Origin of the sequence: Sphingomonas sp. PP-CC-3A-396, assembly GCF_004343105.1 — a bacterium.
Lineage (GTDB): Bacteria > Pseudomonadota > Alphaproteobacteria > Sphingomonadales > Sphingomonadaceae > Sphingomonas.
This window is the reverse complement of sequence record NZ_SLYF01000004.1, coordinates 381,272-396,662: the sequence shown is the minus strand read 5'-3', so window position 1 is coordinate 396,662 and position 15,391 is coordinate 381,272. Positions and strand designations below refer to the sequence as shown.

The 15,391-nt window shown below is 63.7% G+C and carries 14 protein-coding genes; 6 read left to right on the top strand and 8 right to left on the bottom strand.

Going from position 1 to position 15,391, the window contains the following annotated elements; translation table 11 throughout:
- Positions 1-221: 221 nt before the first annotated feature.
- A complete protein-coding gene (locus C8J40_RS10250) occupies positions 222-1,847 on the bottom strand; it encodes an EAL domain-containing protein (RefSeq protein WP_243693315.1) in 1,626 nt (541 codons plus the stop codon).
- Between the two features lie 367 nt (positions 1,848-2,214).
- Here C8J40_RS10250 and ffh point away from each other — a divergent pair, with 367 nt between their 5' ends.
- The 4 genes from ffh (at position 2,215) to rimM (ending at position 5,187) form a co-directional block, all read left to right on the top strand.
- The gene (ffh, locus tag C8J40_RS10245; protein ID WP_132896917.1) at positions 2,215-3,771 is read left to right on the top strand and encodes a signal recognition particle protein; all 1,557 of its coding nucleotides are present in this window, start codon (positions 2,215-2,217) and stop codon (positions 3,769-3,771) included.
- Between the two features lie 123 nt (positions 3,772-3,894).
- Positions 3,895-4,323: a 30S ribosomal protein S16 gene (rpsP, locus tag C8J40_RS10240; protein WP_056062272.1), complete on the top strand. Its 429-nt coding sequence runs from the start codon at positions 3,895-3,897 to the stop codon at positions 4,321-4,323.
- A gap of 206 nt (positions 4,324-4,529) precedes the next feature.
- The gene (locus C8J40_RS20265) at positions 4,530-4,709 is read left to right on the top strand and encodes a hypothetical protein (protein WP_165911392.1); all 180 of its coding nucleotides are present in this window, start codon (positions 4,530-4,532) and stop codon (positions 4,707-4,709) included.
- Positions 4,687-5,187 carry a ribosome maturation factor RimM gene (rimM, locus tag C8J40_RS10235; protein ID WP_132896916.1) on the top strand — a complete coding sequence of 167 codons (501 nt, stop codon included), beginning with the start codon at positions 4,687-4,689 and terminating at the stop codon, positions 5,185-5,187. Before C8J40_RS20265 ends, rimM begins: the two co-directional genes overlap by 23 nt.
- 95 nt (positions 5,188-5,282) lie before the next feature.
- On the opposite strand, the gene C8J40_RS10230 is transcribed toward rimM, so the two are convergent.
- Positions 5,283-6,188: an NAD(P)/FAD-dependent oxidoreductase gene (locus tag C8J40_RS10230; RefSeq protein ID WP_132897005.1), complete on the bottom strand. Its 906-nt coding sequence runs from the start codon at positions 6,186-6,188 to the stop codon at positions 5,283-5,285.
- Between the two features lie 115 nt (positions 6,189-6,303).
- On the opposite strand from C8J40_RS10230, the gene trmD reads away from it, so the two are divergent.
- Both trmD and rplS read left to right on the top strand, forming a co-directional pair.
- A complete protein-coding gene (gene trmD, locus C8J40_RS10225; protein ID WP_132896915.1) occupies positions 6,304-7,035 on the top strand; it encodes a tRNA (guanosine(37)-N1)-methyltransferase TrmD in 732 nt (243 codons plus the stop codon).
- The gene (gene rplS / locus C8J40_RS10220) at positions 7,032-7,424 is read left to right on the top strand and encodes a 50S ribosomal protein L19 (RefSeq protein ID WP_031395442.1); all 393 of its coding nucleotides are present in this window, start codon (positions 7,032-7,034) and stop codon (positions 7,422-7,424) included. Before trmD ends, rplS begins: the two co-directional genes overlap by 4 nt.
- Positions 7,425-8,404: 980 nt before the next feature.
- Here rplS and C8J40_RS10215 read toward each other — a convergent pair.
- The 6 genes from C8J40_RS10215 to C8J40_RS10190 all read right to left on the bottom strand — a co-directional run bounded on the left by C8J40_RS10215 (position 8,405) and on the right by C8J40_RS10190 (position 15,297).
- On the bottom strand, positions 8,405-8,944 hold the full coding sequence (locus tag C8J40_RS10215; RefSeq protein WP_132896914.1) for a pseudouridine synthase: 540 nt from the start codon (positions 8,942-8,944) through the stop codon (positions 8,405-8,407).
- A 135-nt stretch (positions 8,945-9,079) separates the two neighbouring features.
- On the bottom strand, positions 9,080-10,294 hold the full coding sequence (locus C8J40_RS10210; protein WP_132896913.1) for a hypothetical protein: 1,215 nt from the start codon (positions 10,292-10,294) through the stop codon (positions 9,080-9,082).
- A gap of 228 nt (positions 10,295-10,522) precedes the next feature.
- Entirely contained in the window at positions 10,523-12,550 is a 2,028-nt protein-coding gene (gene rpoD, locus C8J40_RS10205; RefSeq protein WP_056051057.1) for an RNA polymerase sigma factor RpoD, read from the bottom strand.
- Positions 12,550-14,412 carry a DNA primase gene (gene dnaG / locus C8J40_RS10200; RefSeq protein WP_132896912.1) on the bottom strand — a complete coding sequence of 621 codons (1,863 nt, stop codon included), beginning with the start codon at positions 14,410-14,412 and terminating at the stop codon, positions 12,550-12,552. Before dnaG ends, rpoD begins: the two co-directional genes overlap by 1 nt.
- On the bottom strand, positions 14,413-14,799 hold the full coding sequence (locus tag C8J40_RS10195; RefSeq protein WP_132896911.1) for an endonuclease domain-containing protein: 387 nt from the start codon (positions 14,797-14,799) through the stop codon (positions 14,413-14,415). It lies immediately after the preceding gene.
- A 45-nt stretch (positions 14,800-14,844) separates the two neighbouring features.
- Entirely contained in the window at positions 14,845-15,297 is a 453-nt protein-coding gene (locus C8J40_RS10190; RefSeq protein WP_107952276.1) for a GatB/YqeY domain-containing protein, read from the bottom strand.
- Positions 15,298-15,391: the final 94 nt, after the last annotated feature.

Below are 15,391 nucleotides of genomic sequence, written 5' to 3'. Positions count from 1 at the left end.
ACCAACCAGGGCACTGCTTGGTCCTGGGCTCCCGCTTTCGCGGGAGAACGAGGGTATTGGTGGCGTTCCTCATCCAACAAACACCACCCCGGCGGAGGCCGGGGCCCAATCGGGGAACGTTGCTAACTACGGACGGCCCGCGGTTACTGCGACCTTTCCCATTGGGCCCCGGCCTTCGCCGGGGTGGTGCTTGGCAGATAGGGCAGGCCAGATGCTCACAGTCAGCCCGCCAGCCGCGGCGCAATCCCCCGCGGCGGCGGCGCATCACGGTCCGGCCGCTGGGCCAAAAGCCGCTTCTCCGCCAGCAACCGACGAACCTGCGCCGCCCCCAGCGGCCGCCCGTACAAATACCCCTGGCCCTTCGCGCACCCGATCGCGCGCAGGCGTTCTTCGATTACGGCGTCCTCGATCCCCTCCGCGGTCGTCGGCAGGTTGAGGCTGTCCCCCAGCCGCGCGATCGTGTTCACGATCGCCATGCTCTCGGGATTATCCAGGATCGAGGTGACGAAGCTCTTGTCGATCTTGATCCGATCGAACGGCAGCGCCCGCAGATGCGCCAGACTCGAATAGCCTGTCCCGAAATCGTCGAGTGCAAGGCGGATGCCTTGGTTCTTCAGGCTCCCCACGATCGACTGTGCGAGCGGGAGATTGTCGAACAATGCGGTCTCGGTAATCTCGATCTCGAGCCGGCTCGCGGGAAAGCCCGTCTCCACTAGCGTCTTGATGATCTTCTGTGCGAGCCACGCATCGCGCAACTGCAGCGGCGAGACGTTGACCGACAGCGTGAGCCCCGCGTCCCAGTCGCGCGCGGCGGCGAACGCCTGGCGCATGATCGACAGCGACAGCTCGCCGATCAGCCCGATTTCCTCGGCGATCGGGATGAACACGTCGGGTGCGATAATGCCCTTGGTCGGATGTTCCCAGCGCGCAAGGACCTCGAAGCCGGTGATGCGGCCGGTGGTCAGGTCGACCTGCTGCTCGAAATACGGGACGATCTCCTGTGCCGGGATCGCGTTGCGCAAGCCCGTCTCGAGTTCGCCGCGCAATTGCAGCGAGCGCTCCATCGATCGATCGAACCACGCATGGCGGCAGCGCCCCGCGGTCTTGGCGGCGTGCAGCGCGATATCAGCGTTGCGCAGTAGCGCGTCGATCGAGGCGCAGTCGCTGTCGGAGCGCGCGATGCCGATCGACACGCCGGTATGGATGTCGACGCCGTTGCTGCGGAACGGCAGCGCGAGGCCGGCGACCATCCGCTCGGCGATCCGGTCGGCGACATTCTTGTGTGCGGAGTCGAACACGAACGCGCAGGCGAATTCGTCCTCGCCGAGCCGCGCGAGCAGGCTGGTGCTCGGCGCGATCGCCGCGATCGTCTCCGCGACATAGGCGAGCAGCAGGTCGCCGACCGCATAGCCGTGCAGGTCGTTGACGCTTTTGAAATGGTCGACGTCGATCGTCAGCATGGCCATCGCCTTGCCGCGGCGGCGGGCGCTGGCAAACAGCGTCGCACCGTCTTCGGACAGGCTGCGGCGATTGAGGAAGCCGGTGAGCGGATCGCGTTGCGCCAGCGCTTGCGCGCGGTGGCCGGCGTCGGTCAGGTCGCTCAGTTCCTCGGCGAGCGCACGGTAGCGGAACCAGCCGAACAGGATCAACGCGACGTTCAGCAGCATCGCCGCGATCAGTGTTCGGTCGATCACGGCGGTGCTGCCGCGCAGATTCGCCAACGCCTTGACCAGGACCGTGCCGCCGGTGCCGACGAACAGCAGGATCGCGGCGCCTGTCACGGCGCCGGTCATGAATTCCCGACTGATGTTGCGGGGCGCACGCGTCGCCGCCGACTTTGCGGTCATGGGAGTGTCCGGTCGTTGATTGGTCGCCGGTGTGGCATGCGACAGGTGTAGGAGATGTTAAGGCGGCGTCGGCTCGGGGCAGGGCGTGGCGTGGGTGCGACTGGTTGATCTACATTGCATCAATTGGTTCTCCCGGAAGGGCAGGAGCTCAGGCTGAGCTTCTGCCCTTCCGGGAGAATAAGGAGATGCGCCCGCTCGACAATTGCGCTCCACGACTCGATCTTGCATCCGCGGCTGCATTCCAGTAGGTGGCCACCCACGTTCCGTTACGGGGCGCATTGGACGAGCATCCAAGGATGCACGCTGGCCGGCGAGGTTTCGCCCGCCGGCGCTTTTGCGTTTGGTAATGGTGTATGGGAGTATTTCGATGTTCGAAAGCCTGAGCGATCGACTTGGCGGCGTCTTCGACCGCCTTCGCGGCCGAGGTGCGCTGACCGAAGCGGACGTGCGCGCGGCGATGCGCGAAGTGCGCGTCGCGTTGCTCGAAGCCGACGTCGCGCTGCCCGTCGCCCGCGAGTTCGTCGAAAAGGCGACCGAGAAGGCGATCGGCCAGAACGTCCTGCGCTCGGTCACGCCGGGGCAGCAGGTCGTCAAGATCGTCAGCGATGCGCTGGTCGAGATGCTCGGTTCGGAGGCTTCCGAGCTGGAACTCGGCGTCACGCCGCCGGCCGTCATCATGATGGTCGGTCTCCAAGGCTCGGGCAAGACGACAACCACTGCCAAGATCGCCAAGCGGCTGGCGGCAGGGCAAGCCAATTTTGGCCAAGGCGCTCGCGAGCGGAAAAAGGTGCTGATGGCGTCGCTCGACGTCAATCGCCCGAACGCGCAGGAGCAGCTGGCGACGCTCGGTACGCAGATCGATGTCGCGACCTTGCCGATCGTGGCTGGTCAGCAGCCGGTCGATATCGCCCGTCGCGCGATGCAGGCGGCCAAGCTCCAGGGCTATGACGTCCTGATGCTCGATACCGCGGGTCGACTCCATGTCGACCAGGCGCTGATGGACGAGATGAAGGCGGTCGCCGACGTCGCGAACCCGGCCGAGATTCTGCTCGTCGTCGACTCGCTTACCGGCCAGGACGCGGTCAACGTCGCGCAGAACTTCAGCGATCAGGTGCCGCTGACGGGTATCGTGCTGACCCGCATGGACGGCGATGCCCGCGGCGGCGCGGCGCTGTCGATGCGCGCGGTCACCGGCAAGCCGATCAAGTTCGCCGGCACCGGCGAGAAGCTCGATGCGCTCGAAGCGTTCCATCCGGAGCGTGTCGCCGGGCGCATCCTCGGCATGGGCGACGTCGTCAGCCTGGTCGAGCGCGCCGCGGAGTCGATTCAGGCCGAAGACGCCGAGCGCATGGCCGCCAAGATGGCCAAGGGTCAGTTCGACATGAACGACCTGCGCGCCCAGCTGGCGCAGATGCAGCGGATGGGCGGGCTCGGCGCGCTGGCGGGGATGATCCCCGGCATGAAGAAGGCGCAGGGCGCGGTCGCGTCGGTCGGTGGCGAAAAGGTGCTGGTGCACATGGACGCGATGATCGGATCGATGACGATCAAGGAGCGCAACAAGCCCGAGCTGATCAACGCCAAGCGCAAGATCCGCATCGCCAAGGGCTCCGGGACGACCGTCCAGGAGGTCAACAAGCTGCTGAAGATGCACCTAGAAATGTCGACCGCCATGAAGAAGATCAAGAAGATGGGTGGCATGAAGGGCATGATGGCGATGCTCGGCAAGGGCGGCCTCGGCGGTGGTCTCGGCGGCATCGGCAACGCGATCGGCGGGCCGCAGATGGGCGACATGCTGAACAAGGCTGGCGCTGGTGACCTGCCGGGCGGCGGCGGCGGTATGGGCGGCGGCGGTCTGCCGGGGCTTGGTGGCCCCAAGATGCCGCAGATGCCGGCCGGTTTCGACGATTTTCTGAAGAAGAAATAACCAACCCCACCCCACACCGTCATCCCAGCGAAAGCTGGGATCTCCCGGTGAGGGCGAGGAACCTACCAACCACAAGGCCCTGGCTTCTGCCGGGGTGACGAATTCGAAGAAGGAAGAACTACAATGGCAATCAACATTCGCCTCGCGCGCGGTGGCTCCAAGAAGCGTCCTTACTACAAGATCGTCGTTGCCGATGCGCGTTCGCCGCGTGACGGCCGCTTCATCGAGAAGATCGGCAACTACAACCCGCTCCTCGCCAAGGACAACGAGCAGCGCGTGCAGCTCGACGCCGACCGCGCGAAGCATTGGCTGAGCGTCGGCGCGCAGCCGACCGACCGCGTCGCGCGCTTCCTCGACCAGGCTGGCGTGCTCGAGCGTTCGGCGCGCAACAACCCGAACAAGGGCAAGCCCGGCGAAAAGGCCACCGAGCGCGCCGAAGAGCGTGCGACCAAGGCGGCCGAAGCTGCCGAGGCTGAGGCCGCTGCGAAGGCTGCACCTGCTGCCGAAGCAGAAGCTCCTGCCGCTGCCGAGACCGAAGAAGCCGCTTCGTAAGATAGCGCTTCTGGATTGGGGGCGGAGCGTGATCGCCTCGCCCCTTCTCCGTCATGCCGGGCTCGTTCCGGCATCCACCTATCCGCACATTCGAAAGAATTGGGTTCGCGGAACAGTGGACGCCGGAACGAGTCCGGGGTGACGAAGGCGCGGGAGGCAACCCCCGCTCCGACTACGGGTCGCCAACCGCACCCGAACCGGACTTCATGCGTTCTACTTTCGGTAACCCCGAACAGGAGCGCATGATGGCCCTCGAATCCGACCCCCGCACAGCCCCCGCACCCGAGGACATCGAAGATGCCACCAACCAAGGCGTCTCCGCCGACGACCCCGCCGAAGGCTCCGACGACACCCCCGGCCGCGATGAAGGTTCCGCGCAAGGCTGACGTGACGCTCGCCGTCGTCATCGGTGCGCACGGCATCGGTGGCGAAGTGCGGCTGAAGGTCTTCGCCGAGAATTTCGGGAGCTATAAGAGCTTCAACAATGGCGCGCTCTCGCTGAAGTCTGCCCGCAACGGCAACAACGGCATGATCGCGCGCTTCGCTGAGGTCGCCGATCGCAACGCTGCCGAGGCGATGCGCGGGACCGAACTGACGGTGCCGCGGTCTTCGTTGCCGCCGCTGGAAGATGGCGAATATTATCACACGGATGTGATCGGGCTCGATGTCGTCTCGACCGACGGTGAGGCGATCGGAAGGGTCGTTGCGATCGATAATTTCGGTGCGGGCGACGTGATCGAGATCGAGCGGCCGTCCGTGGATGACAAGCCTGGCAAGCGCTTCATGATACCGATGCGCCCCGAAGCCGTTCCCGAATGGGATGCCGACCGGCTCATTGTAGAAGCGTCGTTCGCAGCCGAGTAATAGCTTTAATTACTGCTTCCTTGTTCTCCCGCGAAGGCGGGAGTCCAGTCTGGGTCCCCGCCTTCGCGGGGAAACAATCTCTTCCGAGCGTGCGGTTACCGCCGCAAGGGTTTTTGCTCGGCAAGCATGTTTCGGATCGTCGTGGCGGCGACGCCGGCTTCGCCCATTGCGTGGCTGATCTGATCGAGCCCCTTCACGACGTCGCCGGCTACGAACAGGCCGGGGATTGAGGTTCGCTGGTGCGAGTCGACCTCCAGGCACCCATCCTCGGACGCGCGCGCGCCTGCTGCGACGGCCAGTTCCGAACGGATGACCGATCCAAGCGCTGGATAGATGCTGTCGAACGAGAGCCGCCCCTCGACCGTGTCCAAAGCCAATTTGCCTCCCTCGATCGCATAGTTGCCGCAGGGGCCTCCGACGCGAACGATCCCGGCTTCATCTAGCGCTGCCTCGCACGCCGGATCGAGATCGTGGCCGCCCTCGGGCGCGATCAGCGTCACGTCCTTTGTATAGCCGCGCAGGAACAGTGCCTCGCGCATGCCGTGGTCGCCGGTGCCGATGATGCCGACGCGCTTGTCGGTTACCTCGTAGCCGTCGCAGATCGGGCAGTAGCGGAGCAACCCCGCTTCCAGCGCTTCGTCGTGGATGGCGTCGGACATGTCGGGGCGGTTATTTACGACCCCGGTGGCGAGCAGTACGCTCCGGGCTCGTGCGCGGCGATCGCCGAGCCGTACGGTGAAGCCGTCGTCGTCGACCTCAATCGCATCGACCCTCGCACCCTCGCGGACTGCGCCATAGGTTTCTGCCTGTGCCAGCATCCGGGCTAGCAGGTCCGTGCCGCGGATGCCTTCGGGATAGCCGGCATGATTGTGCGTGCACGGGATCAACGCGGCGCGGCTGCTGCCGCAATCGAACAGGCGGATCGAGAGGTGGAATCTCGCGAGATAGATGGCCGCGGTCAGGCCCGCCGGGCCGGCGCCGATGATGATGCAATCGTCCATCCGCCGCGAGCGTTTCGCCAGCGTAATTGTTCCACTGCGCCGATCCGTATAGGTGCTGAACAGATTGCGCCGCACGCTGGTGCAAACCCTGCCTTCGCATAGAGAATTGGACGCTGTGACTTTCGCTGCCACGATATTGACGCTGTATCCGGAGATGTTTCCGGGGTCGCTGGGGACGTCGCTCGCGGGCCGCGCGCTGGGCGAGGGGCGGTGGTCCTGCTCGCCGGTGCAGATCCGGGACTTTGCGACGGACAAGCACAAGTCGGTGGATGATACGCCGGCGGGGGGCGGGGCTGGGATGGTGCTGCGCGCCGACGTGGTGGCTTCCGCAATCGACAGCGTGGCGGATGGGCGGCCGGTGCTGGCGATGACGCCTCGGGGGAAGCCTCTCACCCAGGAGCGGGTGCGGGAGCTCGCGCAGGGCCCCGGCGTCACCATTCTCTGCGGTCGGTTCGAGGGGTTCGACGAACGCCTGTTCGAGGCACGGGAGATCGAGGAGGTCTCGATCGGCGACTACATCCTGTCGGGGGGCGAGATGGGGGCGCTGGTGCTGCTCGATGCTTGCATTCGGCTGCTGCCCGGCGTAATGGGCGCGGCTTCTAGTGGGGATGACGAGAGCTTCGAAACGGGGCTGCTCGAATATCCGCATTATACCCGACCTCAATCATGGGAAGGGCGCACGATCCCGCAGGTGCTGCGATCGGGGGATCATGCGAAGATCGCTGCATGGCGCAAACGCCGCGCGGAGATCGATACACGGTCACGGCGACCGGACCTTTGGGAGCGCCATGAGGGCGCTCGGGTCCAGTCGCCCTCTGGCGCGCAGCGACACGAGGACGAGACATGAACCTGTTGCAGACGATCGAAGCCGAGAACATCGCGAAGTTCCTGGCCAACAAGACGATCCCCGATTTCCGCCCCGGCGACACGCTGAAGGTCGGCGTGAAGGTCGTCGAAGGCGAGCGCACGCGTATTCAGAACTACGAGGGCGTGTGCATCGCGCGCTCGAACAAGGGCATGGGCTCGAACTTCACCGTGCGGAAGATGAGCTTCGGCGAGGGCGTCGAGCGCGTCTTCCCGCTCTACTCGCCGAACGTCGATTCGATCGAAGTCGTCCGCAAGGGTGCCGTGCGTCGCGCCAAGCTGTATTACCTGCGTGGCCGCACCGGCAAGGCAGCACGTATCGCCGAGCGTCGCGACATGCGCCCTGCCAAGGGCACTGCAGCCGCCGAGTAATTGGAGCCTGTTCGAGTTGAAGAAGGGCGCGGGGGCGATGGTCCCCGCGCCCTTTTTCGTTGTGCGCGGGGTGGGGGCTGGTTGGTGGGGCAAGCTGTTGGAAGTGCTGCCGTTTGTTGGTGTTTCGCGTTTATGCTGCAGCACGGAAGTATAGGAAGTGTAGACGCTGGGAAGCATTTTCGATGTGGGGGTGGCGTCGAGGTGTGGGGGCGGTGTCGCGGTGATGAGGGTGGGCGCGGGCATTCGGTGACGGTGCGCTTCTCCGGGTGTGTAGGACAGCCGATTAGCCGCCGGCCAGCGGTGGCGGTGGTGGTGCCTGTCCCTAGGGACATGGGGCGGTTATTTGGCCGGACAGGGACGCGCAGTCCTTCGCAGGCCGACTTGCGCTTCCTTGTTCTCCCGCGAAGGCGGGAGCCCAGTCTGGGTCCCCGCCTTCGCGGGGAAACACGTCTTGCTGGCGGATTGGGATGGTCGCCTGCTTGGGCTGGACGGACCCTGCCACGCTGAGCGCGCTCGCGTGGACATGCCCCACCCCGACCCTCCCCTGAAGGGGAGGGAGTTTTTGTCGTGCCATCATGCAATTTCGGCGCGTCACGCAACGCACTCCCCGCGCGGGCGGGGAACGCTATCCTCAGGACTTATGATCACATTGCGCCACGGAGCGCAGCTCAAGGAATGGATTCACGCGAAGGCGCTAAGGCGCGAAGAGAAGACGGGGCAAGTGCGCTAAATAAGCTGCTTCTCTTCGCGCCTTAGCGCCTTCGCGTGAACATGCCCTTCTTCGTCATCCTGACGAAAGTCAGGACCCAGGATCACGAACGCCGCGCTGCTTGGCTCTGGGTCTTGACTTTTGTCAGGATGACGGCGTGGGTGGGGAGGCGTTCCGCTCGCAGCCGCGAACGCTGTCGTCTGAAGGGTGCCCATGGGCGCCCGTGCCTCCGGTGGCCAGCACGCACCCGTCAGCCCGCCTCAAGCGCCCGTCAGGCGTCGCGCCACGTTCCGGGCTCCAGACCCGCCACGGTCCAGTCGCCGATGCTCCACCGGACCAGCCGCAGCGTGGGGTGGTCTATCGCGGCGGTCATGCGGCGGACTTGGCGGTTGCGGCCTTCGCGGATCGTTATCTTCAGCCAGCAATCGGGGATGCTCGCGCGGACGCGGATCGGCGGCACGCGCGGCCAGAGGTCGGGCGCGGCGATCCGCTCGACGTCGGCGCGGGCAGGGCCATCCTTCAGCAGGACGCCGCCCCGCAACCGATCGAGCGCGTCCTCGCCGGCATCGCCCTCGACCTGCACGAGATAGGTCTTGGCCAGCTTGAACCGCGGGTCCGCGATCCGCGCCTGGAGGCGGCCGTCGTCGGTCAGCAGCAACAGCCCTTCGCTATCGCGGTCAAGCCGCCCCGCCGGATAGACGCCCGGCACATCGACGAACTGCGACAGCGTCGCGCGCGGGGTCGGACTGTTCACGTCGGTGAACTGGCTGAGCACGTCGTACGGTTTGTTGAACAGAATTACGCGGGGCATGGGGGCGCTTTAGAGCGATTGTCGACCGGGTTCGACCGCCAATTAAAAGTTGGCGGACCCAGCCAGAAGGAGGCAGGCAATAGCACCGTTTAGCGCACGGTCCCCCTACGTTGCCCTACGCTTCTTCGGTGCGAATCATTTAGAATCCGGGGAACGCTCAGTTAGCCAGTTATCAATGGCCACCGGCAACTCTTTGACGGTCGGAACAATCCTGTCGGCATACGCAGGCAGGGCGCTCTTCAAAATATGCGAGAATCGCCGGTCCCCTCGCCAAAGGTCAACGTAAGGCAGGTAGAGCGCATGTAAAATGTCGCCACCTAAACTATCTTCTATCCCAGCGGCTGTCCCACGGAGGCCTGTTACCTGCTCAACATATGATGCCAAAACATTCCCAAACATGTCGCATGCCGGTAAAATATCTGAAAAATCTGGGTTATTAGCAAGCAGACCTCGCATTGCGCGGTCTAGCTCGGGATTCTGCGTTTCGTCCAACGCTATGCTGAGAATCATTTTGCCGAATGTAGTTTTATGGCCCCAGACCATAGAACGAAACTGAGTTTTATCTGAATCCGAATTCAGTGCTGGCAACATCGTTTGGCGTAAATCGGTCAGATGGCTCTTCAGGTCTCGGCCGAGTTTCCCAATCCAAGAAGGTAATGAGCGATCAGATTGAATCCTCTCGAAATATACCTCCACAAACTTTACTGGCTCCGCAATTGCCGAAAATAATTTGTGGCTGGCTTGCTCGGGGGAAATCTTTCCACGAAGCAATTGGACGATCGACTGCGTAATCGCTTCGGCCGGAATGCCATAATCGGCGGCAAGCACCGGTGCTGCTTCCTGCGCAATTTTATAAAAATCGACCTTGCGAGCATTCTTTGCGACTCCACGCCGTAAGTGACGTGAAAGAGACATCGCGCTAATTTGCTGATCTAGTTCGAGGCGCATCTTGTCTCTGAGACCCTCAAAGCTAGCAGCTATGTTGGGATACCAATATCGGTCAGATGTAAGGACATTGATCTCAGGAGCTTCGAGGCCAAGTCCTTGAGACTTAGCCGTATCGATTATTTGAGCCGCTAACAGGCGTGACGGGAAAGCGAGCGACCAGGTGCCGCAAAGCCGCTCTATCGCTTCCGTCTTTTTTATCGTCGTTTCGCGAAAATTCGCATTGTATTGGAATAATTCGCCAATAATCGGCATCGACACCGCGAAAATGACATCGCCTGCGCTTTTTCGAGCTTCAAGATCCAAGAAAAGCGCCTCAGTATCGGCGTCAGATTTCCCGCGCAATACGTCGCCAAAGCGTGAATAATCTTGGCTGTCGAGGTAAACTGTAGGGGGTGCCCGCATAGGCCAGCTTCCTATGATGTAGCTGTGACTGCGTAATTACCACACTAAATATATCAGGGTAATTCCAGACTTTCGATAGTCGTAAATCGTCCGCGATTATGAAGTTTTAGCCAAATTCTGAAGAATGAAAATAGATTTGGCGGGTGTCATTGAAACGAACAAATAGGAGCAACAAAAAAGCCGCGAGAATAACTCGCGGCTTTTTCATAGCACCCTTGCTGCAAACCTTTACTGGTCGAGGAAGCTCCGCATCTTCCGTGAGCGGCTCGGATGCTTCAGCTTCCGCAGCGCCTTCGCCTCGATCTGGCGGATGCGCTCGCGGGTGACCGAGAACTGCTGGCCGACCTCTTCCAACGTGTGATCGGTGTTCATGCCGATGCCGAAGCGCATGCGCAGCACGCGCTCTTCGCGCGGTGTCAGCGAGGCGAGCACCCGCGTGACCGTCTCCTTGAGGTTCGCCTGGATCGCGGCATCCACCGGGATGATCGCGTTCTTGTCCTCGATGAAGTCGCCGAGATGCGAATCTTCCTCGTCGCCGATCGGCGTTTCGAGGCTGATCGGCTCCTTGGCGATCTTCATCACCTTGCGCACCTTCTCCAGCGGCATGGAGAGGCGCTCGGCCATCTCCTCCGGGGTCGGCTCGCGGCCCTGCTCGTGGAGGAACTGGCGGCTGGTGCGGACTAGCTTGTTGATCGTCTCGATCATGTGGACCGGGATACGGATGGTCCGTGCCTGGTCCGCGATCGAGCGGGTGATCGCCTGGCGGATCCACCAGGTCGCATAGGTGCTGAACTTGTAGCCGCGGCGATACTCGAACTTGTCGACCGCCTTCATCAGGCCGATATTGCCCTCCTGGATGAGATCCAGGAACTGCAGGCCGCGGTTCGTGTATTTCTTGGCGATCGAGATCACCAGCCGCAGGTTCGCCTCGACCATCTCCTTCTTGGCGATACGCGCCTCGCGCTCGCCCTTCTGGACCATGTTGACGATCCGGCGGAACTCGGTGAGCGCCATGCCGGTCTGCTGCGTGATGTCGGCGATCTCGGCGCGGATGCGCTCGACCGCCTCGCCCTCGTTGGCGACGAACGCGGTCCACTTCTTGTCGACCTTGTTGACCGTCGTCAGCCAATTCTCGTCGATCTCGTGACCGATATAGCGATCGAGGAAGTCCTTGCGCGGCACCTTGTGGCGCTCGGCGAGGCGCAGCATCTGGCCGCCCAGCGCGGTCAGGCGACGGTTATAGGCATAGAGCTGATCGACCAGATATTCGATCTTGGCGTTGTGGAACTGAACGCTCTCGACTTCCGCCGTGAGTTCCTCGCGCAGCTTCTGATACTTGCGCTCGTCGGCCGCGGAGAAATCGCCGCCGATGCCCATCGCGTCGACGCGCGACTGCTGGATCTTGCTGAACTTCTTGTAGAGCGCGGTGATGCTGGCGAACCGCTCAAGCGCGATCGGCTTGAGCTGCTCTTCCATCTGCGCGAGGCTGAGGGTGTTATCCTCCTCCTCGTCGTCCGATGCGCGCGGGGCCCGGCGCTCGCCGTCCTCGTCCTCGTCGGCGGACGGCTCTTCGGGCTCGGCCTCTTCCTTGAACGAGGGGCCGGCGTTCTTCTCGCTGATCTCGCCGTCGTCGGCTTCGCCGTCCTCGGCCATCGCTTCGGGGGCGGGGTCCTTCGACAGCATCGCGTCGAGATCCATGATCTCGCGCAGCTGCATCGTGCCCTCGTTCAGCGCGGTCGACCAGTCGATGATCGCGTTGAAGGTGATCGGCGATTCGCACAGGCCTAGGATCATCGTGTCGCGACCCGCCTCGATGCGCTTGGCGATCGCGATCTCGCCCTCGCGGCTGAGCAGCTCGACCGCGCCCATCTCGCGCAGGTACATGCGGACCGGATCGTCGGTGCGATCGATCGTCTCTTTCTTCTTCTCGATCGCGGGGCCTGTGTCGGCATCCGCGTCGGCGGCCTCCGGCTCGTCCTCGTCGTCCTTGGCGGGCTCTGTCTCGCCGTCCTCGCCGGCTTCGTCGTTCTCGACGATGTTGATGCCCATCTCGCTCAGCGCGGCGCTGATGTCCTCGATCTGGTCGGACGACATCTCACCCTGCGGCAGCGCTTCGTTGAGCTGCTCATAGGTGATGTAGCCGCGCTTCTTGGCGCGCGCGATGACCTTCTTGATCGACGCATCGTTCATGTCGATCAGCGGCGCATCGCCGGTTTCGTTCGTCTCGGCGGGTTCCGCCATGTTCGCCTTAGCCATCAATCGCCCTCGGTACCCAACGCTCGGGCGTCTTCGTTCGACTGTACAAGATTTGCAAGTCGGACTTCCAACGCCTGTTTCTCTCTTACCATAGCCACTTGTCGTTCGAACGCATCTTCGGTGAAGTGCGTCTGCATCGCCGCGGTCGCCTGCTTGAGTGCCGCGTCTACCTCAGGGCGGGCGACCATGATCGCGATCGCCTCGTCGAGGTCGGCACGGACGCGGGCTGGATCGGCCGTGGTCTGCGTGAACGAATAGGGCATCGTATCGGCTCTCAACAGGTCACTCGCGACTGAATTGAAACCGGACCTCGCCAATATGGTGAGCAAGCGCCCGCTATCAAGCTTCTGGTCCTCAAGTGCAACATCTACGACCGCTTCGAACAATCGGCCGAGCGCGCCGTCGATCATTTGGAGCGAGCCGAGCACCTCCATGTGACGCGCGATCTCGACCGGGTGGCGGATCAGGCCGGCGAGCACCGCCTTCGCCAAGACGCGGTCGATGCCGGTGGCGAGGAAGGCCTTCGCGTCTTTGGTGACGGGCGCGGCGGGGGGCTTCCACCCGCCTTTGGGGCGCTCGCCGCGGGGCACGAAGGGGGCGCGCACCGGTTTGAAATGTTCGTAGAAGCGATTCTTGAACTCGGCATGGTATTGCTGCTTCACCGACGGGTCGGCGATGCCTTCGGCGAGTTCGTGGAGGCGGCGCTTGAGGCCGGCGCGCTGTTCGGGGGTGTCGAGCGCCTCGGCGGCGACTTCGGACGCCCAGAGCCGGTCGACGAGCTGTTCGGGGGATTTGAGGAGTGTTTCGAACGCACCGGGGCCGCCGGCGCGAACGAGGTCGTCGGGGTCCTGGCCTTGCGGAAGCGTGACGAAGGCGAGGCTGCGGCCGGGGGCCAGTAGCGGGAGCGCGCGGTGGGCAGCCCGGAGCGACGCCTTCTGGCCGGCACCGTCGCCGTCGAAGCAGAGCAGGGGGACATCGACCATCCGCCACAGCCGTTCGAGCTGAGCTTCGGTCAACGCCGTGCCGAGCGGGGCGACCGCTTCGCCGAAGCCGGCCTGCGCGAGCGCGATGACGTCCATATAGCCCTCGACGACGAGCACGCGGCCCGACTTGCGCGAGGCGGGGGCGGCCTTGTCGAGATTGTAGAGCGTGCGGCCCTTGTCGAAGAGCGGCGTGTCGGGGGAGTTGAGGTATTTCGGCTCGCCACCGTCGAGCACGCGGCCGCCGAACGCGATCGTCCGGCCGCGGGGGTCGCGGATCGGGATCATCAGGCGGCCGCGGAACCGGTCGTACGGGTCCTTTCCCTCGACATTGATGAGCATGCCGGACTCGACCAGCATCGGGTCGCCGTAGTCCTTCAGCGCGGTCTTGAGCTTGCCGCGGCTGTCGGGGGCGAACCCCATCCCGAACGCGCGCGCCGTTTCGGGCCTGATCCCGCGACGATCGAGGAGAGCGCGGGCTTCGGTGCCGGGGAGGCCGTTGAGTTGCTCGGTGAACCACTCGGCCGCGTCGGACATGACCTCGTGCAGGCCCTTGGCGCGTTCGGCCTTGGCGGCGGACTGGCGGTCCATCGCTGGCATGTCCATGCCCGCGGCCTGCGCGAGCTCCTTCACCGCGTCCATGAAGGGCAGGCCGCGCTGGTCGGTCATCCACTTGATCGCGTCGCCGTGCGCGGAGCAGCCGAAGCAATGGTAGAAGCCCTTGTCGTCGTTGACGTAGAAGGACGGCGTCTTCTCGTTGTGGAACGGGCAGCAGCCCTTGTGCTCGCGGCCGGCCTTTGTGAGTTTGGTGGTCTTGCCGACGAGGGCCGAGAGCGAGGTGCGGGCGCGGAGTTCGTCGAGGAATTGTGGGGTTAGCGCCATCTAACCCCCCTCCCGCTTGCGGGAGGGGCTGGGGGAGGGCGTGTCCGCCAAGACGCGCTCGATTTCGAAGACCACGCCTTCAAGTCGCTCCATGACATCGTTGTTCCAGAAGCGAATCACGCGGTAGCCCATCGTCTCGATGTAGCGCGTTCGGTGTTGATCGGCACGTTCGCTGTGGCCGTGGCTATCGCCGTCGATTTCGATCACCAGCTTTGCCCCGCGCGACACGAAATCGCAGATGAAGGGACCGATGGGTAATTGCGTGTTGAAGCGTGTTCCGGCGACTTTGCGCGCGCTCAGGCATTGCCACAGACGGCGTTCGGGCTGCGTCATGTTAACGCGCAATTCGCGGGAGCGGGCTGTCGGGCGCTTGTAGCCTTTGTCCAACAAGCCCTCCCCCGACCCCTCCCGCAGGCGGGAGGGGAGCAGAATTTACGACAGCGCTGCCTTTACCAGGCCGCTCGCCTTGCTCATGTCCAGCTCGCTGGCGTGGCGCGCCTTCAGTTCCGCCATCACGCGGCCCATGTCCTTCATGCCGGTCGCGCCGAGTTCCGCCTTGATCGCCTCGATCGCCGCCGACGTTTCCGCCTCGCTCATCTGCTGGGGCAGGAAGCGTTCGATCACCGCGACCTCGGCCGTCTCCGCATCGGCGAGCTCCTGGCGGCCACCCTTCGAGAACATCTCGATCGACTCGCGGCGCTGCTTGACCATCTTCTGGAGCACTTCGACCACCAGCGCGTCGTCGCTTTCCGGCGCCTTACCGGTCCGCGCCTCAATGTCGCGGTTCTTGATCGCGGCCTGGATCAACGAGATAGCGTTGCGGCTCTGCTTGTCGCCGGCCTTCATGGCGGTCAGCTGCGCAGCCTTGATGTCGTCGCGAATCATGTACTGGTCTTTCAGGCGGTTCGGGATAGCCCGACGGGATAGCGCGTCCGCCGCCCGTTTAACAGATTGACGCTGCGGCACGCCGGCCTTAGCG